At 69.7% G+C, this 22,481-nt stretch carries 23 protein-coding genes; 12 read left to right on the top strand and 11 right to left on the bottom strand.

Annotation, left to right across the window (positions count from 1 at the left end; all coding sequences use genetic code 11):
- The first annotated feature begins 24 nt into the window (after nucleotides 1-24).
- Nucleotides 25-2,730 (top strand): transglycosylase domain-containing protein, encoded by a 2,706-nt coding sequence (locus GV126_RS17660; protein ID WP_159667717.1) that lies wholly within the window; start codon nucleotides 25-27, stop codon nucleotides 2,728-2,730.
- Nucleotides 2,731-2,836: 106 nt separating this feature from the next.
- Nucleotides 2,837-4,351 (top strand): glycosyltransferase family 87 protein, encoded by a 1,515-nt coding sequence (locus tag GV126_RS17655; protein WP_159667714.1) that lies wholly within the window; start codon nucleotides 2,837-2,839, stop codon nucleotides 4,349-4,351.
- Nucleotides 4,352-4,504: 153 nt separating this feature from the next.
- On the opposite strand, the gene GV126_RS17650 is transcribed toward GV126_RS17655, so the two are convergent.
- From GV126_RS17650 to GV126_RS17640, 3 genes are all read right to left on the bottom strand, one after another.
- Entirely contained in the window at nucleotides 4,505-5,536 is a 1,032-nt protein-coding gene (locus GV126_RS17650; protein WP_159667711.1) for an alanine racemase, read from the bottom strand.
- 84 nt (nucleotides 5,537-5,620) lie between these two features.
- Nucleotides 5,621-6,742, bottom strand: coding sequence for a peptidoglycan bridge formation glycyltransferase FemX (gene femX / locus GV126_RS17645; RefSeq protein ID WP_159667708.1), 1,122 nt, complete (start codon nucleotides 6,740-6,742; stop codon nucleotides 5,621-5,623).
- 149 nt (nucleotides 6,743-6,891) lie between these two features.
- Nucleotides 6,892-7,212, bottom strand: coding sequence for a hypothetical protein (locus tag GV126_RS17640; protein ID WP_159667705.1), 321 nt, complete (start codon nucleotides 7,210-7,212; stop codon nucleotides 6,892-6,894).
- A 264-nt stretch (nucleotides 7,213-7,476) separates the two neighbouring features.
- Between GV126_RS17640 and rpsF the strand changes: the two genes are divergently transcribed.
- The 4 genes from rpsF (at nucleotide 7,477) to rplI (ending at nucleotide 9,186) form a co-directional block, all read left to right on the top strand.
- Complete coding sequence (gene rpsF / locus GV126_RS17635; RefSeq protein WP_014673750.1) at nucleotides 7,477-7,767, top strand: 30S ribosomal protein S6; 291 nt, start codon at nucleotides 7,477-7,479, stop codon at nucleotides 7,765-7,767.
- Nucleotides 7,768-7,840: 73 nt separating this feature from the next.
- Nucleotides 7,841-8,404, top strand: a complete 564-nt coding sequence (locus GV126_RS17630; protein WP_159667702.1) for a single-stranded DNA-binding protein — start codon at nucleotides 7,841-7,843, stop codon at nucleotides 8,402-8,404.
- Between the two features lie 80 nt (nucleotides 8,405-8,484).
- Nucleotides 8,485-8,721 (top strand): 30S ribosomal protein S18, encoded by a 237-nt coding sequence (gene rpsR, locus GV126_RS17625; protein WP_003949403.1) that lies wholly within the window; start codon nucleotides 8,485-8,487, stop codon nucleotides 8,719-8,721.
- 18 nt (nucleotides 8,722-8,739) lie between these two features.
- Nucleotides 8,740-9,186, top strand: coding sequence for a 50S ribosomal protein L9 (gene rplI / locus GV126_RS17620; protein ID WP_159667699.1), 447 nt, complete (start codon nucleotides 8,740-8,742; stop codon nucleotides 9,184-9,186).
- A gap of 122 nt (nucleotides 9,187-9,308) precedes the next feature.
- Here the strand turns inward: rplI and GV126_RS17615 are convergent, their stop codons facing one another.
- Nucleotides 9,309-10,646, bottom strand: a complete 1,338-nt coding sequence (locus GV126_RS17615) for an MATE family efflux transporter (protein ID WP_159667696.1) — start codon at nucleotides 10,644-10,646, stop codon at nucleotides 9,309-9,311.
- A 460-nt stretch (nucleotides 10,647-11,106) separates the two neighbouring features.
- Here GV126_RS17615 and dnaB point away from each other — a divergent pair, with 460 nt between their 5' ends.
- The gene (gene dnaB / locus GV126_RS17610) at nucleotides 11,107-12,582 is read left to right on the top strand and encodes a replicative DNA helicase (protein WP_028421278.1); all 1,476 of its coding nucleotides are present in this window, start codon (nucleotides 11,107-11,109) and stop codon (nucleotides 12,580-12,582) included.
- A gap of 98 nt (nucleotides 12,583-12,680) precedes the next feature.
- The gene (locus GV126_RS17605; RefSeq protein ID WP_159667693.1) at nucleotides 12,681-14,066 is read left to right on the top strand and encodes a serine hydrolase domain-containing protein; all 1,386 of its coding nucleotides are present in this window, start codon (nucleotides 12,681-12,683) and stop codon (nucleotides 14,064-14,066) included.
- Nucleotides 14,067-14,219: 153 nt separating this feature from the next.
- Here GV126_RS17605 and GV126_RS17600 read toward each other — a convergent pair whose 3' ends face one another.
- A complete protein-coding gene (locus tag GV126_RS17600; RefSeq protein ID WP_159667689.1) occupies nucleotides 14,220-14,672 on the bottom strand; it encodes a GNAT family N-acetyltransferase in 453 nt (150 codons plus the stop codon).
- A 9-nt stretch (nucleotides 14,673-14,681) separates the two neighbouring features.
- Nucleotides 14,682-15,146, bottom strand: coding sequence for a MarR family winged helix-turn-helix transcriptional regulator (locus GV126_RS17595; protein ID WP_159667686.1), 465 nt, complete (start codon nucleotides 15,144-15,146; stop codon nucleotides 14,682-14,684).
- Between the two features lie 137 nt (nucleotides 15,147-15,283).
- Here GV126_RS17595 and GV126_RS17590 point away from each other — a divergent pair, with 137 nt between their 5' ends.
- Together GV126_RS17590 and GV126_RS17585 are read left to right on the top strand one after the other, a co-directional pair.
- A complete protein-coding gene (locus GV126_RS17590; RefSeq protein ID WP_159667683.1) occupies nucleotides 15,284-16,501 on the top strand; it encodes an MFS transporter in 1,218 nt (405 codons plus the stop codon).
- Between the two features lie 145 nt (nucleotides 16,502-16,646).
- Entirely contained in the window at nucleotides 16,647-17,063 is a 417-nt protein-coding gene (locus GV126_RS17585; RefSeq protein ID WP_159667680.1) for a GlcG/HbpS family heme-binding protein, read from the top strand.
- 10 nt (nucleotides 17,064-17,073) lie between these two features.
- Here the strand turns inward: GV126_RS17585 and GV126_RS17580 are convergent, their stop codons facing one another.
- From GV126_RS17580 to GV126_RS17560, 5 genes are all read right to left on the bottom strand, one after another.
- Nucleotides 17,074-17,940, bottom strand: coding sequence for a GNAT family N-acetyltransferase (locus tag GV126_RS17580; RefSeq protein WP_159667677.1), 867 nt, complete (start codon nucleotides 17,938-17,940; stop codon nucleotides 17,074-17,076).
- 180 nt (nucleotides 17,941-18,120) lie between these two features.
- The gene (locus GV126_RS17575) at nucleotides 18,121-18,603 is read right to left on the bottom strand and encodes an NUDIX domain-containing protein (protein WP_159667674.1); all 483 of its coding nucleotides are present in this window, start codon (nucleotides 18,601-18,603) and stop codon (nucleotides 18,121-18,123) included.
- 109 nt (nucleotides 18,604-18,712) lie between these two features.
- Entirely contained in the window at nucleotides 18,713-19,618 is a 906-nt protein-coding gene (locus GV126_RS17570; RefSeq protein ID WP_159667672.1) for a LysR family transcriptional regulator, read from the bottom strand.
- A 230-nt stretch (nucleotides 19,619-19,848) separates the two neighbouring features.
- Nucleotides 19,849-21,030, bottom strand: a complete 1,182-nt coding sequence (locus GV126_RS17565; RefSeq protein WP_202035568.1) for a cystathionine gamma-lyase — start codon at nucleotides 21,028-21,030, stop codon at nucleotides 19,849-19,851.
- Nucleotides 21,031-21,178: 148 nt separating this feature from the next.
- Complete coding sequence (locus tag GV126_RS17560) at nucleotides 21,179-21,556, bottom strand: phage holin family protein (protein ID WP_159667669.1); 378 nt, start codon at nucleotides 21,554-21,556, stop codon at nucleotides 21,179-21,181.
- 48 nt (nucleotides 21,557-21,604) lie between these two features.
- Here GV126_RS17560 and GV126_RS17555 point away from each other — a divergent pair, with 48 nt between their 5' ends.
- Together GV126_RS17555 and GV126_RS17550 are read left to right on the top strand one after the other, a co-directional pair.
- On the top strand, nucleotides 21,605-21,922 hold the full coding sequence (locus GV126_RS17555) for a cupin domain-containing protein (protein WP_159667666.1): 318 nt from the start codon (nucleotides 21,605-21,607) through the stop codon (nucleotides 21,920-21,922).
- Between the two features lie 177 nt (nucleotides 21,923-22,099).
- On the top strand, nucleotides 22,100-22,312 hold the full coding sequence (locus tag GV126_RS17550; protein ID WP_159667663.1) for a DUF5326 family protein: 213 nt from the start codon (nucleotides 22,100-22,102) through the stop codon (nucleotides 22,310-22,312).
- The last annotated feature ends 169 nt before the right edge of the window (nucleotides 22,313-22,481 follow it).

Below are 22,481 nucleotides of genomic sequence, written 5' to 3'. Positions count from 1 at the left end.
GCCTGCCCGAGGAGTAATCGTTCGATGAGCGAGCACCGTCGCAAACCGCCGCAGCCGCAGGGAGGCGGACGAGCCGCGGCCCGGCGTGGCCAGTCCGGTCCGGCCTCCGGCCGCCGTGCGGCACCGCGAGGCGCCAACGGATCTCCTGCCGACTCCTACGGGTCCACTTCCTACGGATCGGGCTCGTACGGCGCGGGAGAGGAAGCACGCCCGTACGGCGGGCGCGCCGCGGCCCGCAGGGCGGCACAGAGAAGCGGTGGCCGGCGCAGAGGGGCCGGGCCCGGCGGGCCGAACGGTCCCGGACGCGGACGCGGGCGCGCGGCACCGCCGGGACGGAAGCGGCTCATCGACTACCCGCGGTCCGACAAGTACGGCTGGCAACGCTGGATGCCGTCCTGGAAGCTGGTGGCCGGGCTGTTCATCGGCTTCGTCGGCAGCCTGGTCGCGGTGGCCGGAGTCGGCTACGCGATGGTGGACGTGCCGGACGTCGCCAAGACGGCCATCGCCCAGAACAACGTGTACTACTGGGCCGACGGCAGCGAGATGGTGCGGACGGGTGGTGAGATCAACCGCCAGATCCTGAACTACTCGGACATTCCCCGGGAGATGCGGTACGCGGTCATCTCGCAGGAGAACAAGACCTTCGAGACCGACAGCGGCATCGACGTGAAGGGCATCGCCCGGGCCGTGTTCAACATGGCGCGGGGCGGACAGACCCAGGGCGGATCCACCATCACCCAGCAGTACGTCAAGAACGCCATGCTGGACGACCAGTCGCAGACCATCTCCCGCAAGTTCAAGGAGATCTTCGTCGCGATCAAGGTCGGCGCCAAGGTGCCCAAGAAGCAGATCATGGCCGGCTATCTCAACTCCGCGTACTACGGGCGCGGGGCCTACGGCCTCCAGGCGGCTTCGCGCGCGTACTTCAACAAGGACGCCAAGGACCTGAACGCCGGGGAGTGCGCCTTCCTGGCGGCGATGCTCAAGGGCGCGACGTACTACGACCCGGCGGGCGCGACCTCCATCGACCCGAGCGCCACTCCGGAGGACAACAAGAGGCGTGCCCTGACCCAGATGCAGGACACGCTCGACAAGATGGTCAAGTACGGCCACCTCAGCGCCGCCGAGCGGGCCAAGTACACCACGCTGCCCAAGTGGCAGAACCCCCGGTCGAACACCCGGCTGAGCGGCCAGATCGGCTACCTCGTCGACCTCGCCAAGGCCTACGTCATCAACAACACGGACATCACCGCCGACGACCTGCAGCGCGGTGGCTACCAGATCCACACGACCTTCGACAAGAAGAAGGTCCAGGAGCTGGAGACGGCGGTCACCAAGGTCCGGCAGGCCAACATCAAGCCCAAGGAACGCCCGAAGACCGACACCTACGTCCAGTTCGGCGGGGCCTCGGTGGACCCGAAGACGGGCGCCATCGAGGCGATCTACGGCGGTGAGGACGCCACCAAGCACTTCACCAACAACGCCGACGCCACCGGTGCGCAGGTCGGTTCGACGTTCAAGCCGTTCGTGCTCGCGGCGGCGATGCGCGACGGCGTGCGGAACCCCCACCTGGGGCCGACGCAGGGGCCGGGCGAGCGCACCCTGGTGTCCCCCAAGAGCCGCTACAGCGGCAAGAACAAGCTCAAGATCAAGACCTACGACGGGAGCGTCTGGACGAACGAGAAGGGCGAGGAGTGGTTGCAGCGCAACGACGGCGACGAGTCGGTGGGCTCCCCGCCCGACTACATGATCGACCTGCGTGAGGCCATGCGGCAGTCCGTGAACTCCGTCTACGTGCAGCTGGGCATGGACGTGGGCCTGGACAAGGTCAAGCAGGCGGCGCTGGACGCCGGTCTGCTGCGGAACAGCCTGACCGGCACCACCTACCCCTCCTTCTCCATCGGCATCTCGGACCCGAGCGCCATCCGGATGGCCGGTGCCTACGCGACCTTCGCCGCCAGCGGCAAGCAGAACGACCCCTACTCGGTCACCAAGGTCGTGAACCAGGACGGCCCGGTCTACACGCACCGGAGCGCGACCAAGCAGGCCTTCACCGCCAAGGTGGCCGACAACGTCACCGACGTCCTGAAGACCGTGGTGGACAAGGGCACGGGTACCCACGCACAGCTGCCCGGGCGTGAGGTGGCCGGCAAGACCGGCACCACGGACGGCAACAAGTCCGCCTGGTTCGTCGGCTACACCCCGCAGCTGTCCACGGCGATCAGCATGTTCCGGCTCGACGACGACGCGAGCAACAAGCAGCGCCAGTTCCTCGAGATGTACGGAACGGGTGACCAGGAGAAGATCCACGGCGCCTCGTTCCCGGCCGAGATCTGGCACGACTACATGCTGCAGGCGCTCAAGGGCGAGCCGGCGGAGTCCTTCCCGGCACCGCAGCCCATCGGCGAGGTCGTCCACGCCGCTCCCAGCCCCACGCCCACGCCGACGGTCACCCGGACCCAGTCGCCGACCCCGACGCCGACGCCCACGCCCAGCGCGACGCAGACCAGCCCGTCGCCCACGCCGACCGAGTCCCACTGCGGATTCTTCGGCTGCGCCGACAACGGCGGTCAGACCGGTGACAACGGGGGCACCGACAACAACGGCGGCGCGAACGGCGGCGACTTCCCGTCCCCCAGCTCCAGTGAGACGGCCGACGCCGGTGGCACCGGAAACAGCCGGGGCAACGGCAATGGCAATGGAGGCTTCTTCGGAGGCGGCAACCCCTAGCGGGTACGCCACCCGTCGTCGGTGTTTCACGTGAAACGTGGGCCGTCGCACCCGCCAGGTGCGGCGGCCCACGCGCGTCCCCGGCCGCGTACGGCAGGATGGCGGCATGCCCCGTGCTGAATCGACGCAAGCGAGCGTGCACCAGCCCGACCCCGGCCCGGTGCGGCCGACCCAGGAGGACCCGGTCGCCGCAGCCGGCAGCGAGCTGATCGGCGGTCCTCTCGGTCGGCGTGCCCTGCTCGGCACGTCCTGGTGGACCCCGGTACGGGTCGTCGCGCTCGTCGCGATCGGCATGTTCGCGCTCGGCCTGGTCCAGAAGGCGCCGTGCTACCACAGCGCCTGGTTCTTCGGCGCGAGCTCGCAGTACACCAAGGCCTGCTACTCGGACATCCCGCACCTGTACCAGGGGCGCGGCTTCTCCGACGGTCTGGTGCCCTACTTCGACAAGCTCCCCGGCGACATGCCGTACCTGGAGTACCCGGTGCTGACCGGCGTGTTCATGGAGGTGGCATCCTGGCTCACCCCGCACAGCGGCAGCATCCAGCACCAGGAGCGGTGGTACTGGATGGTCAACGCCGGGATGCTGATGGCGTGCGCGGCCGTCATCGCCGTCTGTGTGGTGCGCACCCACGCCCGGCGGCCCTGGGACGGCCTGCTGGTCGCCCTGGCCCCGGCCTTCGTCCTGACCGCGACCATCAACTGGGACCTGCTGGCCGTCGCCCTGACGGCTGCCGCCATGCTGATGTGGTCCAGGGGCCGTTCCCTCGCCTTCGGCGTCCTGCTGGGGCTGGCCACCGCGGCCAAGCTCTACCCGGTCCTCCTGCTCGCCCCGCTGCTCTTCCTGTGCTGGCGCGCGGGCCGATGGCGGGAGTACGGGCGAGCCCTCGCCGGTGCGGTCGTCGCCTGGCTGGTGGTGAACCTGCCGGTGCTGGCCTTCGCCCGGGAAGGCTGGTGGCAGTTCTACCGGTTCAGCCATGACCGGGGCGTGGACTTCGGCTCCTTCTGGCTGATCTGGGCACAGAACTCGAGCCACCCGCCCAGCACCGACTTCGTGAACACCACCGCCACGCTCCTGGTGGTGCTGTGCTTCCTCGGCATCGCCGCCCTGACGCTGACCGCTCCGCGCCGGCCGCGCTTCGCCCAGCTGGCCTTTCTGGCCGTGGCGGCCTTCATCCTCACCAACAAGGTCTACTCGCCGCAGTACGTGCTGTGGCTGGTCCCGCTGGCGGTCCTCGCGCGCCCCAAGTGGCGGGACTTCCTGATCTGGCAGGCCTGCGAGGTGGCGTACTACCTCGGCATCTGGATGTACCTCGCCTACACGACCAGCGGGGACGCGCACAAGGGACTGCCGGCCGACGGCTACCACTGGGCGATCGCCGTGCATCTGGCCGGGACGCTCTACCTGTGCGCGGTCGTCGTCCGCGACATCCTGCTGCCCGACCGGGACGTGGTGCGCCGGGCCGGGGACGACGATCCCTCGGGCGGCGTGCTGGACGGTGCGGAGGACGTGTTCGTCCTCGGGGGCGCGGCCCGTCCCGCACATCACGCGGCGCACGCCGAGGTGGCGCAGGTGCGGTGGGGCAGCCGGCCGGTGCATGCTCCGGAGGACCGTTCACCGTGAGCGAACGGCGGGCGTGAGGGACGTGCCGAAGGCCGCATCCGGCAGGCGCCGGGTGCGGCCTTCGTACATGTACGGGTCGGCGAGCTGCGGCCGAGTCGGCAGTGCGCTCAGCGGTCCACGAGCCGGTCGCTCAACGGACCAGGCGTCGGTCGCTCAGCGGTCCACGAGCCGGTCGAACTGCGTGGTGGTGTGCCGCAGATGGGCCACCAGCTCGTCACCGACCTTCGGTTCCGGGGCGTCCGAGGGCACGAAGAGGATCGAGACCTGCATGTGCGGCGGCTCGGCGAACCAGCGCTGCTTGCCGCCCCAGACGAACGGCGACAGGTTGCGGTTGACCGTGGCCAGGCCGGCGCGGGCCACCCCCTTGGCGCGGGGCATGACGCCGTGCAGCGCCTTGGGCGCCTCCAGGCCCACCCCGTGGGACGTGCCGCCCGCCACCACCACCAGGAAGCCGTCGGAGGCCGCCTTCTGCTGCCGGTAGCCGAAGCGGTCGCCCTTGGCCACCCGGGTCACGTCCAGGACCGCGCCGCGGTACTCGGTGGCCTCGTGGTCGCCCAGCCACAGCCGCGTGCCGATGCGGGCGCGGAACCGGGTCTGCGGGAACTGCTGCTGCAGCCGGGCCAGTTCGTCGGTCTTCAGATGGCTGACGAACATGGTGTGCAGCGGCAGCCGGGCCGCTCGCAGCCGGTCCATCCAGCCGATGACCTCCTCCACGGCGTCCGAGCCGTCGGTGCGGTCCAGCGGCAGGTGGATGGCGAAGCCCTCCAGACGGACGTTCTCGATGGCGGCGTGCAGCTGCGGCAGCTCCTGCTCACTGACGCCGTGCCGCTTCATCGAGGACATCACCTCGATGACGACCCGGGCCCCGACCAGGCCGTACACCCCGTCGACCGACGACACCGAGCGGATCACGCGGTCGGGCAGCGGCACCGGCTCCTCGCCGCGCCGGTAGGGCGTGAGCACCAGCAGATCGCCGCTGAACCAGTCCTTGATGCGCGCGGCCTCGTAGGTCGTGCCGACGGCGAGGATGTCCGAACCCATGCGGGTGGCCTCCTCCGCCAGCCGTTCGTGCCCGAAGCCGTAGCCGTTGCCCTTGCAGACCGGGACCAGCCCCGGGAACTGCTCCTGCACGTGCTTGTGGTGCGCCCGCCAGCGCGCGGTGTCGACGTAGAGCGTGAGCGCCATGGCCGGACCCGGAACCTTTCTCGTGGCTGCGGTGGATCAGAAGTAGGGAAGAGGTCGACGAAGTCGACGTGGGGAACGCCGAGGTCAGCGGCGCGACATGTAGATGTCGAGGGCCTTGTGGAGCAGCTTGTTCAGCGGGAAGTCCCACTCGCCCAGGTACTCGGCGGCCTGACCGCCGGTGCCGACCTTGAACTGGATCAGACCGAAGAGGTGGTCGGACTCGTCCAGCGAGTCGGAGATGCCGCGCAGGTCGTAGACGGTGGCGCCGAGCGCGTAGGCGTCGCGCAGCATCCGCCACTGCATCGCGTTCGAGGGCCGGACCTCGCGGCCGATGTTGTCGGAGGCGCCGTAGGAGTACCACACGTGCCCGCCGACGACCAGCATCGTCGCCGCGGCCAGGTTCACGCCGTTGTGCCGTGCGAAGTACAGCCGCATGCGGTTGGGGTCCTCGGTGTTCAGCGCCGTCCACATGCGCTGGAAGTACGACAGCGGACGCGGCCGGAAGTGGTCGCGCACGGCCGTGATCTCGTACAGCCGCTGCCATTCCTCCAGGTCGTAGTAGCCGCCCTGGACGACCTCGACGCCGGCCTTCTCGGCCTTCTTGATGTTGCGGCGCCACAGCTGGTTGAAGTTCTTGTGCACCTCTTCCAGGGAGCGGCCCGCCAGCGGCACCTGGAAGACGTAGCGCGGCTGGACGTCGCCGAACCCGGCGCCCCCGTCCTCGCCCTGCTGCCAGCCCATGCGGCGCAGCTTGTCGGCGACCTCGAAGGCGCGGGGCTCGATGAAGTCGGCCTCCAGGTCCCGCAGGCGCTTGACGTCGGCGTCCTGGATGCCCTTCTTGATGGTCTCCGCGTTCCAGCGGCGGATGATCACCGGCGGGCCCATCTTCACCGAGAAGGCGCCCTGCCGCTTCAGGTGCGCCAGCATCGGCTGGATCCAGTCGTCGAGGTTCGGCGCGAACCAGTTGATGACCGGGCCCTCGGGCAGGTAGGCCAGATAGCGCTTGATCTTGGGAAGCTGCCGGTAGAGGACGAGGCCGGCGCCCACCAGTTCGCCCGTGCGCTCGTCGAACCACCCGAGGTTCTCCGAGCGCCACTCCGCCTTGACGTCAGCCCAGGCCGGGACCTGCATGTGGCTCGCCGCCGGCAGGCTCTGGATGTAGGCCAGATGCTGCTCTCGACTGATGGTCCTCAGGGTCAGGCTCATTCGGGGCGCTCCTCGGGCTGGCGTGTCCCCTTGGGTCAGGGGCTCCGGCTCTCGCGCCGAAGCCTACTGCGCCAAGGATGCGGCCCGTCCGGGCCTAGGCCATCCGGCCCTGCCGAGGAGCGCCGGGCGCCGCAGAGGGAGCGGATACCTCAGCCGCCGACGAACCCTGAGACGGCCGGGCTGTGGGCGAGACCGAAGTAGAGACCGATCGCGGAGGCGCCGAGCCCGAGAATCAGGCCGAAGCGCTCACGCGTGGTCTCCGAGACGAACTGACCGTACCCGCCGGCCACGACTCCGACGAATCCTGTGCAGGCGGTCAGGAGGTGGAGGCTCGGGAAGCCGGCGGTGACGATGGAGACCAGGCCGAGGATCGCGGTGACGGCCAGCAGCGTGTCCTGCAGCGGGTGCGGCCTTCCGTCGGTGGCCAGCAGGCCGCTGTTGGGCTTGGTGGGTCGCATCATCTGTGCCATTGCGGGACCTCCTGTGGAAGGCACTGGCTTTCGTCCTGCACCACCCGATGTGTACAGATTGTGTCCCCTGAAGACCGGATTTCAACCGTACGGCGGTCGCCGGGTAGTCTGTAGCTTCTGCACTGATGCCCGTCGGCCGGTTCGGCCGAGTGGGCCCCTTTGTCAGTGGGGCCTGGTTTACTCGGTGACATCGGTGCCAACGCATCACAACCCTCCTGCCACGGAACGACCGTGGCCGCTGAGTCCAAAGGAGGTGGGTTCCACATGCGTCACTACGAGGTGATGGTCATCCTCGACCCCGATCTCGAGGAGCGCGCTGTCTCCCCGCTGATCGAGAACTTCCTTTCCGTCGTCCGTGACGGTGGCGGAAAGGTCGAGAAGGTCGACACCTGGGGCCGTCGTCGTCTCGCGTACGAGATCAAGAAGAAGCCCGAGGGCATCTACTCGGTCATCGACCTGCAGGCCGAGCCTGCGGTCGTCAAGGAGCTCGACCGCCAGATGAACCTGAACGAGTCGGTCCTCCGGACCAAGGTCCTCCGCCCCGAGACCCACTGAGCCCTTCCGCTCAGCCGGTCTCGGGATTCGAGTAGCAGCACCAGCAGCCAGCACACCCGCCGAGAGGTACCCCATGGCAGGCGAGACCGTCATCACGGTCATCGGCAATCTTGTCGACGACCCCGAGCTGCGCTTCACCCCCTCGGGTGCGGCGGTCGCGAAGTTCCGCGTCGCGTCCACGCCCCGCACCTTCGACCGCCAGACGAACGAGTGGAAGGACGGCGAGAGCCTCTTCCTGACCTGCTCGGTCTGGCGTCAGGCGGCGGAGAACGTCGCCGAGTCGCTCCAGCGAGGCATGCGCGTCATCGTGCAGGGCCGGCTGAAGCAGCGGTCCTACGAGGACCGTGAGGGCATCAAGCGCACGGCCTACGAGCTGGACGTCGAGGAAGTCGGCGCCAGCCTGCGCAACGCCACGGCCAAGGTCACCAAGACCAGCGGCCGCGGTGGCCAGGGCGGCTACGGCGGCGGCCAGGGCGGTGGCGGTGGCTGGGGCGGCGGCCCCGGCGGCGGCCAGCAGGGCGGCGCACCCGGTGACGACCCGTGGGCGACCGGCGCTCCCGCCGGTGGCAACCAGGGCGGCGGCTGGGGCGGCGGCTCCGGCGGCGGTGGCGGCTACTCGGACGAGCCCCCCTTCTAGGCGTCGCGCCGGTCCTTCGGGCCGGAGCGAGGCGAAGGCGGGTCGTTACCCGAACTTCTTGATCACACAGGAGAAACACCATGGCGAAGCCGCCTGTGCGCAAGCCTAAGAAGAAGGTCTGCGCTTTCTGCAAGGACAAGGTCACGTACGTGGACTACAAGGACACGAACATGCTGCGGAAGTTCATTTCCGACCGCGGCAAGATCCGTGCCCGCCGCGTGACCGGCAACTGCACGCAGCACCAGCGTGACGTCGCCACGGCCGTGAAGAACAGCCGTGAGATGGCGCTGCTGCCCTACACCTCCACTGCGCGCTAAGGGAAGGGTGAGCCACTCATGAAGATCATCCTTACCCACGAGGTCTCCGGCCTCGGCGCCGCGGGCGACGTCGTCGACGTCAAGGACGGCTACGCTCGCAACTACCTGATCCCGCGGAAGTTCGCGATCCGCTGGACCAAGGGTGGCGAGAAGGACGTCGAGCAGATCCGTCGTGCTCGCAAGATCCACGAGATCCAGACCATCGAGCAGGCCAACCAGATCAAGGCCCAGCTCGAGGGTGTGAAGGTCCGTCTGGCCGTCCGCTCCGGCGACTCCGGTCGTCTCTTCGGTTCCGTCACCCCGGCCGACATCGCCTCCGCGATCAAGGACGCCGGCGGTCCCCAGGTCGACAAGCGTCGCATCGAGCTGGGTGCGCCGATCAAGACCCTGGGCGCCCACGAGACGTCCGTGCGTCTGCACCCCGAGGTTGCCGCCAAGGTCAACATCGAGGTCGTCGCGGCCTGATCGTCGCGTTCGTCAGCGTCAGCTGGGAAGGGGCCGTACCTGTTCCGGGTACGGCCCCTTCCCGGTTCCGCGGAGCGTTTCACGTGAAACGACGCCCCTGTGCGGGCGTGGCCGTGCGTCGCTCAGCGCGTCGCCCCCGTCACCAGCCACCGGCCTGAACGAGACCGCAGCCACAGCGTCACCAAGCGCACGGCCATCATGAGCGTCATGGCTGCCCAGAGAGCGGTCAGCCCTCCGCCGAGGCGGGGCACCGCCAGCGCGGCCGGGACGAAGACCGCCAAGGTGATCAGCATCGCCCCGGCCAGATAGGGGCCGTCGCCCGCGCCCATGAGCACGCCGTCGAGGACGTAGACGATCCCGCAGATCGGCTGGGACAGGGCCACCATCAGCAAGGCCGGCAGGGCCGTGGTCCTGACGGCGGAGTCATCGGTGAACAGGGGCAGGAACACCGGACGCGTGACGATCACGAGCAGCCCGAGAACCACGCCGACCGCCACGCCCCACTGGACCATACGACGGCAGGCCGCCCGGGCACCCTCGGCGTCCTCGGCGCCCAGACAACGGCCGATGATCGCCTGTCCGGCGATGGCGATGGCGTCCAGAGCGAAGGCGAGCAGGCTCCACAGGGACAGGATGATCTGGTGGGCGGCGATGTCGGCGTCGCCGAGACGCGCCGCGACGGCCGTGGCGATCATCAGGATGGCCCGCAGGGAGAGTGTCCGCACGAGCAGGGGAACACCGGCCTGTGCGGACGCCTTGATACCGGCGGCGTCAGGGCGCAGCGAGGCACCGTGCCTCCGGGCCCCCCGCACGACGACCGTGAGGTAGACGGCCGCCATGCCGCACTGGGCGATCACGGTTCCCCAGGCGGAGCCCGCGATACCGAGTCCGGCGCCGTAGACCAGGCCCGCGTTGAGCGCGGCGTTGGCGACGAACCCCGCGACGGCGACCGCGAGCGGAGTCCTGGTGTCCTGCAGCCCCCGCAGGACACCGGTGGCGGCCAGGACGACGAGCATGGCCGGGATCCCCAGAGCGGAGATGCGTAGATACGTCGTGGCGTACGGGGCGGCGGTGTGCGAGGCGCCGAAGAGGTCCACCAGGGCGGGAGCGGTGGGGAGGAAGACCGCGATGACGGCGGCACCGAGCAGCAGGGCCAGCCAGATGCCGTCCATGCCCTGGCGGATGGCGGCCTGGAGGTCGCCCGCGCCGACGCGTCGGGCCACGGCGGCCGTGGTGGCGTAGGCGAGGAAGACGAAGACGCTGACCGCGGTGGTCAGCAGGGCCGACGCGACACCGAGTCCGGCGAGCTGTGCCGTGCCGAGGTGGCCGACGATCGCACTGTCGGCCATCACGAAGAGCGGCTCGGCGACGAGGGCGCCGAAGGCCGGGACGGCCAGCGCGATGATCTCTCGGTCGTGCCGGCGCCGGGTGGCCGCAGGGTGTGCGGGGGCCTGTGTCATGAGCATCAATCTAATCATCCACAGGTAAGGGATGCAAAGTCATTGCGTTCCTTACTTATGGTCTCGTGCTGTGCACTTGTGCGCACCGTTCGAAGTGATCTTGGGCTGACTGGGGAAGTTTTTCTTCTGCACAGCCCGTGGATGGGAAAGGCGCAGGTCAACGCGGTGTTCGTGGAAGGGTCGAGGGCTTGTTCACAGGGCTGTCCACCGAGTCGTGCACAGGTTTCGCGGAGTTGTCCACAGCATCCGGCCGCTCGTCCACATGGCCTGTGGATAACCAGATTGGCTGACGGTGCCCGGGGGCCTACCGTGGTCCGGCGCCCGCTCCGTCGGACCGGCTTCCGAACCCGTACAAAAGGACGCCGCGGAACCGGAGCCGGGCTTCTCGATCTGTCAGTGCCGTGGCGTAGAAAGAAGACGCACGGCGAGGTCCGCTCGGCGGACGGGAGGAGGCCGCTCGGTGAGCATTTCCGAGCCCTTGGACGACCCGTGGGCCGACAGCGGACCCAGTGATCGTCTGCCCGCCTCCCGTCGGCGCCCCGACGCGCCCCGCCGGGACGAACAGCACGAGCGCGGCCGGGACGACGACCGATGGGACGGCGCCGGCTCGTCGTTCGAGCGTGTCCCCCCGCAGGATCTCGAGGCGGAACAGTCGGTCCTCGGCGGCATGCTGCTGTCCAAGGAGGCCATCGCCGACGTCGTGGAGATCCTCAAGGGCCACGACTTCTACAAACCCGCCCACGAGACGATCTACCAGGCCATCCTCGACGTCTACGCCAAGGGCGAGCCCGCCGACCCCATCACCATCGCCGCCGAGCTGACCAAGCGCGGCGAGATCAACCGCGTGGGCGGCGCCTCCTACCTGCACTCCCTGGTGCAGACCGTGCCCACGGCGGCCAACGCCGCCTACTACGCGGAGATCGTGCACGACCGGGCGGTCCTGCGCCGCCTGGTCGAGGCCGGCACACGGATCACGCAGATGGGATACGCCGCCGACGACGACGTCGACGAGATCGTCAACCGCGCCCAGGCCGAGATCTACGCGGTCACCGAACAGCGCACCAGCGAGGACTATCTCCCGCTCGGCGACATCATGGAGGGCGCCCTCGACGAGATCGAGGCGATCGGCTCGCGCAGCGGTGAGATGACCGGCGTGCCCACGGGCTTCACCGACTTCGACTCGCTCACCAACGGCCTGCACCCCGGTCAGATGATCGTCATCGCCGCCCGCCCCGCGATGGGCAAGTCCACCCTCGCGCTGGACTTCGCGCGGACGGCGGCGATCAAGCACAACCTGCCGAGCGTCATCTTCTCGCTGGAGATGGGCCGCAACGAGATCGCGATGCGGCTGCTGTCCGCGGAGGCCCGCGTCGCCCTGCACCACATGCGCTCGGGCACGATGACCGATGACGACTGGACCCGGCTGGCCCGCCGCATGCCGGACGTCTCGGCGGCCCCCCTCTACATCGACGACTCCCCGAACCTGTCGATGATGGAGATCCGCGCCAAGTGCCGGCGGCTGAAGCAGCGCAACGACCTCAAGCTGGTCGTCATCGACTACCTGCAGCTGATGCAGTCGGGCGGCTCCAAGAGGGCCGAGAGCCGTCAGCAGGAGGTCTCGGACATGTCCCGGAACCTCAAGCTGCTGGCCAAGGAGCTGGAGATCCCGGTCATCGCGCTCTCCCAGCTCAACCGTGGCCCCGAGCAGCGCACCGACAAGAAGCCGATGGTCTCGGACCTGCGTGAGTCCGGCTCCATCGAGCAGGACGCCGACATGGTCATCCTGCTGCACCGCGAGGACGCCTACGAGAAGGAGTCCCCCCGGGCCGGCGAGGCCGACCTGATCGTCGCCAAGCACCGCAACGGCCCCACAGCGACGATCACGGTCGCTTTCCAGGGCCACTACTCGCGGTTCGTCGACATGGCGCAGACCTGACCGATGCCCCTCACCCTCCGGCAGGAACAGTGCGCCCGGGCGGGGCGGGGCCGTGAAATGGGCTCGACGGGTGCGGGCGCACCCGATGGACTGGGGGGATGACATCACCTCAGGATGAGCTGCTGCCCGGCACCCGCCGGGCCCTGTCGCACCGGATCGCTGTCGCCCAGGCCGAGGGGCGGACGCCGTCGCTCGTCGCGGCCGTCGTACGCGACGGCCGGACGGTCTGGCACGGCGCCCGCACGTCGGTGGACGGACATGCCCCGGACGAGACCACCCAGTACCGGATCGGTTCGATCACCAAGACCTTCACCGCCGTGCTCGTCCTGCGGCTGCGTGACGAGGGCGTCATCGATCTGGGGGACCCGCTGGAGAAGCATCTGCCGGGAACCGGTGCCGGGGAGGCCACCATCGCCGACCTGCTCGCGCACACGGGCGGCCTGGCCGCCGAGTCCCCCGCACCGTGGTGGGAGCGGACCCCCGGCGCGTTGCGGCCGGAGGTGGCCGACGTCCTGGGCGAGGATCCGCTGCGGCACCCGGTCGGCCGGCGGTTCCACTACTCGAATCCCGGCTACACCGTGCTGGGTGCCCTGGTGGAGAAGCTGCGCGGCGCACCCTGGGAAGACGTCCTGCGGTGCGAAGTGCTCGAGCCGTTGGGGCTCGACCGTACGAGTGGTCGCCCCACGGCACCGCACGCAGGCGGTTGGGCGGTGCACCCCTGGGCCGACGTGCTGCTGCCCGAACCCACCGAGGACCTCGGCCTCATGGCCCCCGCAGGACAGCTCTGGTCCACGACCGGGGATCTGGCACGCTTCGCGGCCTTCCTCGCCCGGGGCGACGAACGGGTGCTGAGCGCCGAGTCAGTGCGCGAGATGCGGACCCCGGCGGCCCCGCCCGCAGCGCCGGACGTGGTGACGGGGTACGCCTATGGCCTCGGGCTCGAGCTGCGGCGTTCGGGCGAGCGGCTGCTGGTGGGGCACTCCGGATCCCTGCCGGGCTTTCTCGCCTCGCTCACCCTCGCGGTGGACGACGATGTGGCCGCCGTGGTGCTGACCAACTGCACGTCCGGTGTGCCGGTGGTCGCGGTGGGGGCGGACCTCGTCCGGATCGTCGCCGAGGCCGAACCGCGCATTCCGGAGCCCTGGCGACCGCTGCGCGACATCGATCCGTCGGTACTGGAGCTGGCCGGGCAGTGGTACTGGGGGACGCACGGCTTCGGCCTGCGGCTGACCGCCGACGGGCTGCTCTCCCTGGAGCCGCTGTCCGGCCCCGGTCGGCGCTCCAGGTTCCGTCCGAACGGCGACGGCACCTGGACGGGACTGGAGGGGTACTACGCCGGCGAGGTGCTGCGGCCGGTGCGCCGACCGGACGGCTCCGTGGACCACCTGGACCTCGGGTCGTTCGTGTTCACACGGCAGCCGTACGACGAGAACGCGGCGGTGCCCGGTGGCGTCGACCCGGAGGGATGGCGGGGCATCAAGTAGCCGACCGGTGGCCGAACACCTGCGGCAGTACGCCACAGGGGCCTGTTTCACGTGGAACAGGCCCCTGTGGCGTCGATCCCTGGAACACGCACCCGACGTCGATCCCTGAACACGCGCCCGGCAAGCGTGACATGGGACAGACCCTCGCCGTCGTCACAACGGCAGCTTGAACCCGATGTGGGACGCCTCGAAGCCCAGTCGCTCGTAGAACCGGTGGGCGTCGATCCGTGTCCTGTCGGACGTCAGCTGTACCAATTGGCACCCGAGGCGCCGGGATTCCTCGATCGCCCACTCGATGAGTCGAGTGCCCAGCCCGTCCCCCCGCGCGTCGGCGTGGATGCGCACGGCCTCGATGATCGAGCGGACGGCCCCTCGCCGTGACAGCCCGGGGATGACCGTGAGCTGGAGGGTGCCGACGACGCGCCCTTCACGGACGGCGACGACCAGGTGCTGGTTCGGGTCGGCACGGAGCCGTTCCAGCGCGGCCAGGTACGGCTCGAGGTCGTCGGGCGACTCCCGCTGGGCGCCCAGCGGGTCGTCCGCGAGCATGGCGACGATGGCCGGGACGTCGTCGGCGACGGCCTGCCGTATCTCAAGATCTCCCATGGCCGCACCCTATGCGGTGGCCGGTGCCTTCAGAGACTCAACGGCGCGGACCAGCGGCGCCAGTTCCGGGTTCTTCGCCGCCTCGTCGAGGGCCTCGCGCAGGGCTGCGTCATTGGTGGGCCGGGCCTCTTCCAGCAACTTCAGACCGGCGTCCGTGACGTTGGTGTAGATGCCGCGGCGGTCGGTGGGGCACAGGTAGCGCTCCAGCAGCCCACGGTCCTCAAGGCGGGTGACGAGACGGGTGGTGGCGCTCTGGCTGAGGACGACCGCGTCGGCGACCTGCTTCATCTGCAGATGGCCGCCGTCGCCGTCGTGCTGCCGGCTGAGCACATCGAGCAGCGAGTACTCGCGCACGCTCAGGCGGTGCTTCGCCTGCAGGGCCCGCTCGATGTGCGCCTCGATCCTCCCGTGCAGCAGAGAGAGGGCGCACCAGCCCTGGGCGAGGGCGGTGAGCGCGGGGTCCGTCGCTGTCATGAGCGTTTCCTCCATCCCGGGCGGCTGCCTCCAGCTTAGAGCAGTGACGCGATAGTCGGCGTTTGCGTATAGCCAGCGTCTGCAATTAATGTGGACGCAAGCAAAGCGCTCCTGCAATCGTTTGGGAAGGTTCCTTCATGCCTCTCGCGCTTCTGGCCCTGGCGATCGGGGCCTTCGGGATCGGCACGACCGAGTTCGTGATCATGGGCCTGCTGCCGGAGGTGGCCGGCGACTTCGGCGTCTCCATCCCCACGGCCGGTCTCCTGGTGACCGGATACGCGCTCGGCGTCATGTTCGGCGCGCCGCTGATGACCGTGCTCGGCACCAAGATCCCGCGCAAGCGGATGTTGATGCTGCTGATGGGCCTGTTCATCGCGGGAAATCTGCTGTCCGCCCTGGCCCCCGCGTTCTCGGTGATGCTGATCGGCCGGGTGGTCGCCTCCCTGGCACACGGCGCCTTCTTCGGTATCGGCTCCGTCGTCGCCGCCGACCTGGTGGCCCCGGACAAGCGGGCCGGTGCCATCTCGATGATGTTCACCGGTCTGACCGTCGCCAACGTCGTCGGCGTCCCGCTCGGCACCTTCGTCGGTCAGTCCGCCGGGTGGCGTGTCACCTTCGGTCTTGTCGCGGCGCTCGGTGTCATCGGCCTGCTCGGCATCGCCCGGCTCGTCCCGGAGGTCTCCGGCCCGCAGGGTGCGCACCTGCGCCACGAACTGGCCGCCTTCAAGAACGTACAGGTGCTGCTCGCCATGGTGATGACGGTGCTCGGCTTCGGCGGTGTCTTCGCGGCCATCACGTACATCGCGCCGATGATGACCCACGTCGCGGGCTTCTCGGACGGCTCCGTCACCTGGCTGCTGGTCCTGTTCGGCCTCGGCATGGTGGGCGGCAACCTGGTCGGCGGCAAGTTCGCCGACCGCGCCCTGATGCCCCTCCTCTACCTCTCGCTGGGTGCCCTCGCCGTGGTGCTCGCCCTCTTCACGCTGACCGCGCACCACAAGATCCTGGCCGCGGTGACCATCGTGCTGATCGGTGCTTTGGGCTTCGCGACCGTCCCGCCGCTGCAGAAGCGCGTCCTGGACCAGGCCCACGGTGCCCCCACCCTGGCCTCCGCCGTCAACATCGGTGCCTTCAACCTCGGCAACGCGCTGTCCGCCTGGCTCGGCGGCCTGGTGATCTCCGCGGGCTTCGGCTACACCGCGCCCAACTGGGTCGGTGCCGCCCTCGCGGCGGGCGCCCTGGTCCTCGCCGTCGTCTCCGCCGCCCTGGAGCGCAGGGGGATCACCGGCCGCTCCACGGGGACCACCGTCATCGGAGCCGTCCCGGCGGAACAGCCGACCACCGTCCACCACTGAGCCGGGGGCCGGCCGGCATCAGGAGCCGTGCCCGGGCCCGGCTCACCTCGCCGAACGACCCCAGGCCGTGCCTCCGCCCAGCTCTTTCCTCGGAACCACACGTACGACCGCGCCTCTCGGCGCATCTACTCAGGAGAACACCTCGATGACCACCACCGTCTCCCCGCTGACCACGCAGGACGCCGAGGCCCTCATCGCCGCGGCCCGACGCGCCGCCGAGGCCGCGGGCGTGCCCGTCAGCATCACCGTGCTCGACGGCGGCGGGCACCTGCTCGCCTTCCGGCGCGACGACCGAGCCGTCCTCATCTCCGGTGAGACCAGCACCCGCAAGGCCTACACCGCCTTGCAGCTGGACGCTGCGACGGCCGACCTCGTCGACGCCGTCCAGCCCGGCGGTCTCTTCCACACCCTGCCCACCGCGCTCGACCGGCCGCTGCTGTTCATCGCGGGCGGGGTGCCCGTACGGCGGGACGGCCGGCTGATCGGAGCGATCGGCGTGGGCGGTGGCACGCCGGAGCAGGACCACTCCTTCGCCGTCGCCGCAGTGGAGACGGCCGCCTGAGACGTATCCCTCAGCCGGCCGCCACGGTCAGCGGAGCGAACCGGCGGGTCCAGTCCCCCGGTAGCTCCGCGATGCCGTACGTCATCACCGCGTTGAAGGCCACGGAGGCCAGCCCACGCTGCTTGAGCCAGGTGAGGAGTTCTCCGTGGCGCACGTCGACGTCGGTGCGCAGAGGCCGGTCCGTCCGAGCGGCGAGGAAGGAGACCAGTGCCTTCGCCGTCTCCGCGTCCCGGGCGATGAGCGGACCGACGACATGGGTGTCCATGTTCGGCCAGGCCGCCGCATACCCGATGATCTCCCCGCCGTCCTCGGCGACGCACAGCTGGTCGGCAAAAGCGGGCAGCCGGGTGATCACCGGGGTGCGGTCGGCACCGAAGACCTCCCCGTCCAACCGGAGGATGGCCGTCAGGTCCTCGGCGGTGGCCGCTCGTGTGGCGACGCGCGGGGGCGTCTCCTGTGGTTCGAAACGCCCGCACACCATCTCGGCCCGGCCGGTGACCTTGAAGCCGAGTTCCTCATACAGGGGGCGGCCGTTCTCCGTCGCGTACAGCGTCAGGGGTGCGGCACCCGCCGACGAGACGACGTGGCGCATCAGCCGGCGGCCGACGCCTTGCCGGGCATGCCGTTCGGCGACCAGGACCATGCCGACGGCAGCGAGATCCGTGCGGCCTGGAGGGCCGTACGTGGTGACGACACAGGCGGCGACGAGACCTCCGGCGGGATCGTCCATGCCGTATCCGTTGCCGGCGGTCAGCAGGAGGCCCCATTTGTGTTCCTCGCGGAGCCATCCCCGGTTCTCGGACAGGTCGGCGCAGGCGGGCAGATCCCGCAGCGTCAGGCGGCGGATGGGCAGAGCGGCAGGGGAAGGAGTCGACACGCAGGTCAGGCTGTCCGACCGGCCGGGCCGTCGTCCACTTCTTTCGGGCGAGATGTACGTGCTTTTGGCCAAGCCGTGGCCCGCCGGACCTGTCTTCCGGGATGTCGTGACCCGCTGTCCGAGAGCGGGACGATATCTCGTCGCAGGCCGCACCGTTTCACGTGAAACGGCAGCAACCGGTCAGCCGAGGTCCGCGGCGAGCAGGGCCCGGACGCCTTCGATGTTCCCGTCCAGGTAGTGCCGCAGCGACAACGGCACCAGATGCACAGAGGCGATTCCGACCCGGGTGAACGGCACCCGTACGATCTCGTACTCGCCGGCGGGCTCCTCCACCTCGGGGCCGTGCCGCAGCGAGGGATCCATCGACTCCAGTCGGCAGACGAAGAAGAACTGGACCTTCACCCCGGTCGCACCGCCGTCCTCACCGATGTGTTCCACGGTGTCCACGAAGCAGGGCACCACGTCGGTGATCTTCGCGCCCAGCTCTTCGTGCACTTCGCGACGCAGGGCGTCGACGACGGTCGGGTCGCCGGGCTCGACCCCGCCACCGGGAGTGACCCAGTAGGGATCGACACCGGGCTTGGTGCGCTTGATCAGGATCAGGTCGTCGCCGTCGAGGAGAACGGCTCGAGCGGTGCGCTTGACCACGGGGCGGACGGTCATGGGAGAAATGTGGCCCGCTTGGTTCCACGTGAAACATCGCGCAACGTCACCGCGCGAGCCCGTCCCGCCACGCCTTTCTGGAGTGCGCGCCACGCCCTTCCGAGGTGCGTCAGCACCAGTCGAACGCCGCCCGCAGCAGCCAGTCATGGGCACGGGCGATGTTGGGCATGGCCAGTGTTCCGGTCCGCACCACCAGGAAATAGGTACGCAGCGGCGGGACCGGCGGTTCGTGCAGCGCGACCACGTCGCCGCGTTCCAGGGCATCGACACACAGATAGCGGGGCAGCACCGCGAGCCCGGCGCCCGCCGCCGCGCAGGCCAGCACCGCGCGCAGGTCGGGAACGATCACAGTGCCGGACGCGGTCGGCCGGGAGTCGAAGACCGAGGCCCAGTAGCGGGAGACGAAGGGAAGCGATTCATGGACCTCGACGACAGGGACGTTCTCCAAGGCGGGCACGTCCTTGTCGCGCAGAGTGACGGAGTCGACTTCCTCCGCCCAGCGCGGTGCGGCGATCAGAACGTGCTCCTCGTCGCACAAGGGCGACGCCGTGAGCAGTGCGCCCCGTGGCCGTGCCGTGCTGATGGCCAGGTCGTGGTGTCCGGCGGACAGCCCCTCCAGGACCTCCTCGGCGTTCCCGAAGGAGGCCCGCAAGGCGAAGCCCTGGCCGTCCTCGCCGGTCAGCTCGGTCAGAGCGGGCAACGCCCGTTCGGCGGTGAACTCGGGCGGTCCCGCCAGGTGGAGCGTCCGCAAGGAGGACTCGTCGTCGAGTCCGGACTCCGCTATCTCCACCAGCGCGTCCAGATGAGGCGCGGCCTTGTGGGCCAGCTCGTCGCCGACGGACGTCGGCGTGACACCACGGGCCTGACGCAGGAACAAGGGGCGGCCCAGCTGTCTTTCGAGCGTGCGGATCTGGGAGGTCACGGCCGGCTGGGAGAGGCCCAGCAGGGCCGCGGCGCGGGTGAAGGAACCCGCCCGGTGGACGGTGACGAAAGTACGCAGCAACGCCAGATCCACGGCTCGTCCTCCCCTCCCGGCGCTCTCCGTCCGGTCCCGGCCGCACGCCCAACTATAAATATGTCGATAGGCCCCTGTCGCTACCGTGATTGGACACTGACAGGCAGTCAATTAGCCTGGTGCGCACGGTTCTTCGCGCGCGGAACCGAAGGCGGTCCGAGCCACGAGGGGGGAGGCTCGGACCGCCGGTCACCGCATGGCAGGACACCGGTCAGGCGTCCGGCACGCGATCAGTCCGCCGATTCCTCCAACGCGCGCAGCACGTCCGCGATCAGGTCCTTGGTGTCCTCGGCACCGACGGACAGCCGGATGAAGCCCTCCGGTACCGCGTCCCCGCCCCAGCGCCCGCGCCGTTCCGCGGTGGAGCGCACCCCACCGAAGCTGGTCGCGTCGTCCACCAGTCGCAGCGCGCCGAGGAAACGCTCGGCACGCTCCCGCGTGGGCAGCGTGAAGGACACCACGCAGCCGTAGCGGCGCATCTGCCGGGCGGCGATCGGGTGCGAGGGGTCGTCCGGAAGCCCCGGGTACCGCAGGCCGGTCACCTCCGGGCGGGCGCGCAGCGCCTCGGCCAGGGCCAGTGCGGAGGCGTTCTGCCGGTCCACACGCAGCTGCAGGGTGGCGATCGAACGGTGTGCGAGCCAGGCCTCCATCGGCCCGGGGATCGCACCCACGATCTTGCGCCAGCGCCGGACTCCCGCCATGGCCTCGCTGTCCCGACCGGCGACGTAACCCAGCAGGATGTCGCCGTGACCGCTGAGCTGCTTGGTGCCGCTGGCCACCGCGAAGTCCGCGCCCAGCTCCAGCGGCCGCTGCCCCAGAGGAGTCGCCAGGGTGTTGTCGACGGCGACCAGAGCTCCCTGCGCGTGGGCCGCCTCGGCCAGGCGCCGGATGTCGCACACGTCGAGACCGGGGTTGGAGGGGGACTCGATCCACAGCAGCCGGGCCCCCTCCAGCACCTGAAGCTGGGCGTCGCCGCCGGTCGGCGCGGTACGCACCTCGATGCCGTACGCCTCCAGCTGCGCCCGCACCAGGGGCAGTGCCTGGTAGCCGTCGCTCGGCAGGACGACCGCGTCTCCGGTGCGCAGCTGGGAGAAGAGCACGGAGGAGATGGCGGCCATCCCGGACGCGAACACCAGCGTCTCGACGTCCTCGCGCCCCGGGGCCTCCAGCTCGCCGATGGCCTGCTCCAGGAGGGTCCAGGTCGGGTTCTCGTCCCGGCCGTAGGTGTACGGACCGGTGGGGTCGCCGGGCAGGTGGAAATGGGCGGCGAACACGGGCCCGGGCAGGGTCGGCTCGTGCTTGACCGGCTCGGGAAGCCCGGCCCGCACCGCGCGGGTGCCCTCACCGGCATCGGCCGGGAAACCGGTCGTCCGCTGGATGTTCTCCGCGCCGTCAGCGGCGGAAGCGCTCATGCAGCCCGTCCCTTCATGTGCTGTCGTACCGCGGCCGGGCAGACCGGGCCGCCGCCCCCCACCCTCTCAGGAGACCCTGCGCCATCGCCCGGTGCCCTTGCCCGGAAGCGAGGTAGGGCGCGCGGCGGTCCGTGCCACGCACGGCGGTTCAGTCCTCGTCCGGCAGGACCATGTGCAGTGCCCAGGAGACGACCGAGACGATCAGGCCACCGACGACGGCGGTCCAGAAGCCCTCGACGTGGAAGCTGAGCTGGAGCTTGCCGCACACCCACGAGGTCAGCAGCAGCATCAGCGCGTTGACCACCAGGGTGATCAGCCCGAGCGTCAGGACGAACAGCGGGAAGGTCAGGACCTTGAGCACCGGCTTGACCAGCCAGTTCACCAGTCCGAAGACCAGAGCGACCACGACCAGCGTGCCGGCCTTCTTGGCCGTGCCGTCCCCGGTCAGGGTGATCTTGTCGAGCAGCCAGACGGCGACCGCCAGGGCACCCGCGTTGGCGATCGTCTTGACTACGAAATTCTTCATGTGTCTGATCGTTGCAGACCAGACCGACGACGAGCACGGGCGAGGACGATGAAGGCATTCCGGCTGGACGAGCTGGAGGCGGAACGAGCCGCCAACGAGGGCGCCTACCTGCAGTTCCTGCGGGAGCGGAACATGTCGGTCGGTCTCTACGCCCTCGATGCGGGCGATCCCGACCCGCAAAAGCCCCACAACCAGGACGAGGTCTACTTCGTCGTGAGCGGCCGCGCCTCGATCACGGTCGGCCTGGAGACGACCGAGGTGGCGCGCGGCAGCGTCGTCTACGTCCCGGCCGGAGTCGCCCACAAGTTCCACCACATCAGCGAGGACCTGCGGGTCCTGGTGGTGTTCTCTCCGCCGGAGGCCTGAGGATCCGTATCAGGGTTCCCTAGGGGGACGCTCAGGGGAGGACAAGGGATGCGAGGCCCCCGCAGGTCCCCCTGACGGCCCTAGCATCGAATGCAGACAGGGACGGCCCCGGCGCGCAGCGCACCGGGGCACCGACAGGATCCGGCGCAGGGCCGGCCGAGAGGTAGGGACAAGGCAATGCGAGAGATCTTCGCGGGTCTGCCGTGGTGGGTGAAGTGGATCGCGGTGCCGGTCATCGCCCTGGTCGTCTTCGGTGGCCTGATCGCGACCGTGGTGGGCTTCGTGATCGGCCTGCTGTTCAAGCTGTTGGTCTTCGTCGCCCTGGTCGGCGGTCTGATCTACATCGTGCGGAAGTTCATGGCGGGTTCGTCCTCGCGCGGCGACTGGTGAGCCGCGAGGGGCGCCGGTGGCCGTGACGGCCATCACCGGTTCCCTCGCGGGAGGGAAGTTTCCCGGACAGGCCGAGCGTGAGCGCCGAGGGACGGATAAGGTCCGGGAATCGACGCGGGGTCAGGCCCCCGCGGGCAGCGAACCCCCACCCGTGTTTCCCCGCACGGGC

The organism is Streptomyces mexicanus (assembly GCF_902506575.1).
In the GTDB taxonomy this organism is placed as follows: domain Bacteria; phylum Actinomycetota; class Actinomycetes; order Streptomycetales; family Streptomycetaceae; genus Streptomyces; species Streptomyces mexicanus.
This window is presented reverse-complemented; position numbering and strand designations above follow the sequence as displayed.

What these genes read in the sequence shown, in the direction of transcription:
- rpsR (WP_003949403.1), top strand. Translation starts at nt 8,485, where the DNA reads ATGGCGAAGCCGCCTGTGCGCAAGCCTAAGAAGAAGGTCTGCGCTTTC.
- GV126_RS17630 (WP_159667702.1), top strand. Translation starts at nt 7,841, where the DNA reads ATGGCAGGCGAGACCGTCATCACGGTCATCGGCAATCTTGTCGACGAC.
- GV126_RS17660 (WP_159667717.1), top strand. Translation starts at nt 25, where the DNA reads ATGAGCGAGCACCGTCGCAAACCGCCGCAGCCGCAGGGAGGCGGACGA.
- GV126_RS17650 (WP_159667711.1), bottom strand. Translation starts at nt 5,536, where the DNA reads ATGGCGCTCACGCTCTACGTCGACACCGCGCGCTGGCGGGCGCACCAC.
- GV126_RS17565 (WP_202035568.1), bottom strand. Translation starts at nt 21,030, where the DNA reads ATGAGCGCTTCCGCCGCTGACGGCGCGGAGAACATCCAGCGGACGACC.
- GV126_RS17550 (WP_159667663.1), top strand. Translation starts at nt 22,100, where the DNA reads ATGCGAGAGATCTTCGCGGGTCTGCCGTGGTGGGTGAAGTGGATCGCG.
- femX (WP_159667708.1), bottom strand. Translation starts at nt 6,742, where the DNA reads ATGAGCCTGACCCTGAGGACCATCAGTCGAGAGCAGCATCTGGCCTAC.
- GV126_RS17575 (WP_159667674.1), bottom strand. Translation starts at nt 18,603, where the DNA reads ATGACCGTCCGCCCCGTGGTCAAGCGCACCGCTCGAGCCGTTCTCCTC.
- GV126_RS17615 (WP_159667696.1), bottom strand. Translation starts at nt 10,646, where the DNA reads ATGACACAGGCCCCCGCACACCCTGCGGCCACCCGGCGCCGGCACGAC.
- rplI (WP_159667699.1), top strand. Translation starts at nt 8,740, where the DNA reads ATGAAGATCATCCTTACCCACGAGGTCTCCGGCCTCGGCGCCGCGGGC.
- GV126_RS17640 (WP_159667705.1), bottom strand. Translation starts at nt 7,212, where the DNA reads ATGGCACAGATGATGCGACCCACCAAGCCCAACAGCGGCCTGCTGGCC.
- GV126_RS17595 (WP_159667686.1), bottom strand. Translation starts at nt 15,146, where the DNA reads ATGACAGCGACGGACCCCGCGCTCACCGCCCTCGCCCAGGGCTGGTGC.
- GV126_RS17605 (WP_159667693.1), top strand. Translation starts at nt 12,681, where the DNA reads ATGACATCACCTCAGGATGAGCTGCTGCCCGGCACCCGCCGGGCCCTG.
- GV126_RS17555 (WP_159667666.1), top strand. Translation starts at nt 21,605, where the DNA reads ATGAAGGCATTCCGGCTGGACGAGCTGGAGGCGGAACGAGCCGCCAAC.
- rpsF (WP_014673750.1), top strand. Translation starts at nt 7,477, where the DNA reads ATGCGTCACTACGAGGTGATGGTCATCCTCGACCCCGATCTCGAGGAG.
- GV126_RS17560 (WP_159667669.1), bottom strand. Translation starts at nt 21,556, where the DNA reads ATGAAGAATTTCGTAGTCAAGACGATCGCCAACGCGGGTGCCCTGGCG.
- GV126_RS17655 (WP_159667714.1), top strand. Translation starts at nt 2,837, where the DNA reads ATGCCCCGTGCTGAATCGACGCAAGCGAGCGTGCACCAGCCCGACCCC.
- GV126_RS17590 (WP_159667683.1), top strand. Translation starts at nt 15,284, where the DNA reads ATGCCTCTCGCGCTTCTGGCCCTGGCGATCGGGGCCTTCGGGATCGGC.
- GV126_RS17600 (WP_159667689.1), bottom strand. Translation starts at nt 14,672, where the DNA reads ATGGGAGATCTTGAGATACGGCAGGCCGTCGCCGACGACGTCCCGGCC.
- GV126_RS17585 (WP_159667680.1), top strand. Translation starts at nt 16,647, where the DNA reads ATGACCACCACCGTCTCCCCGCTGACCACGCAGGACGCCGAGGCCCTC.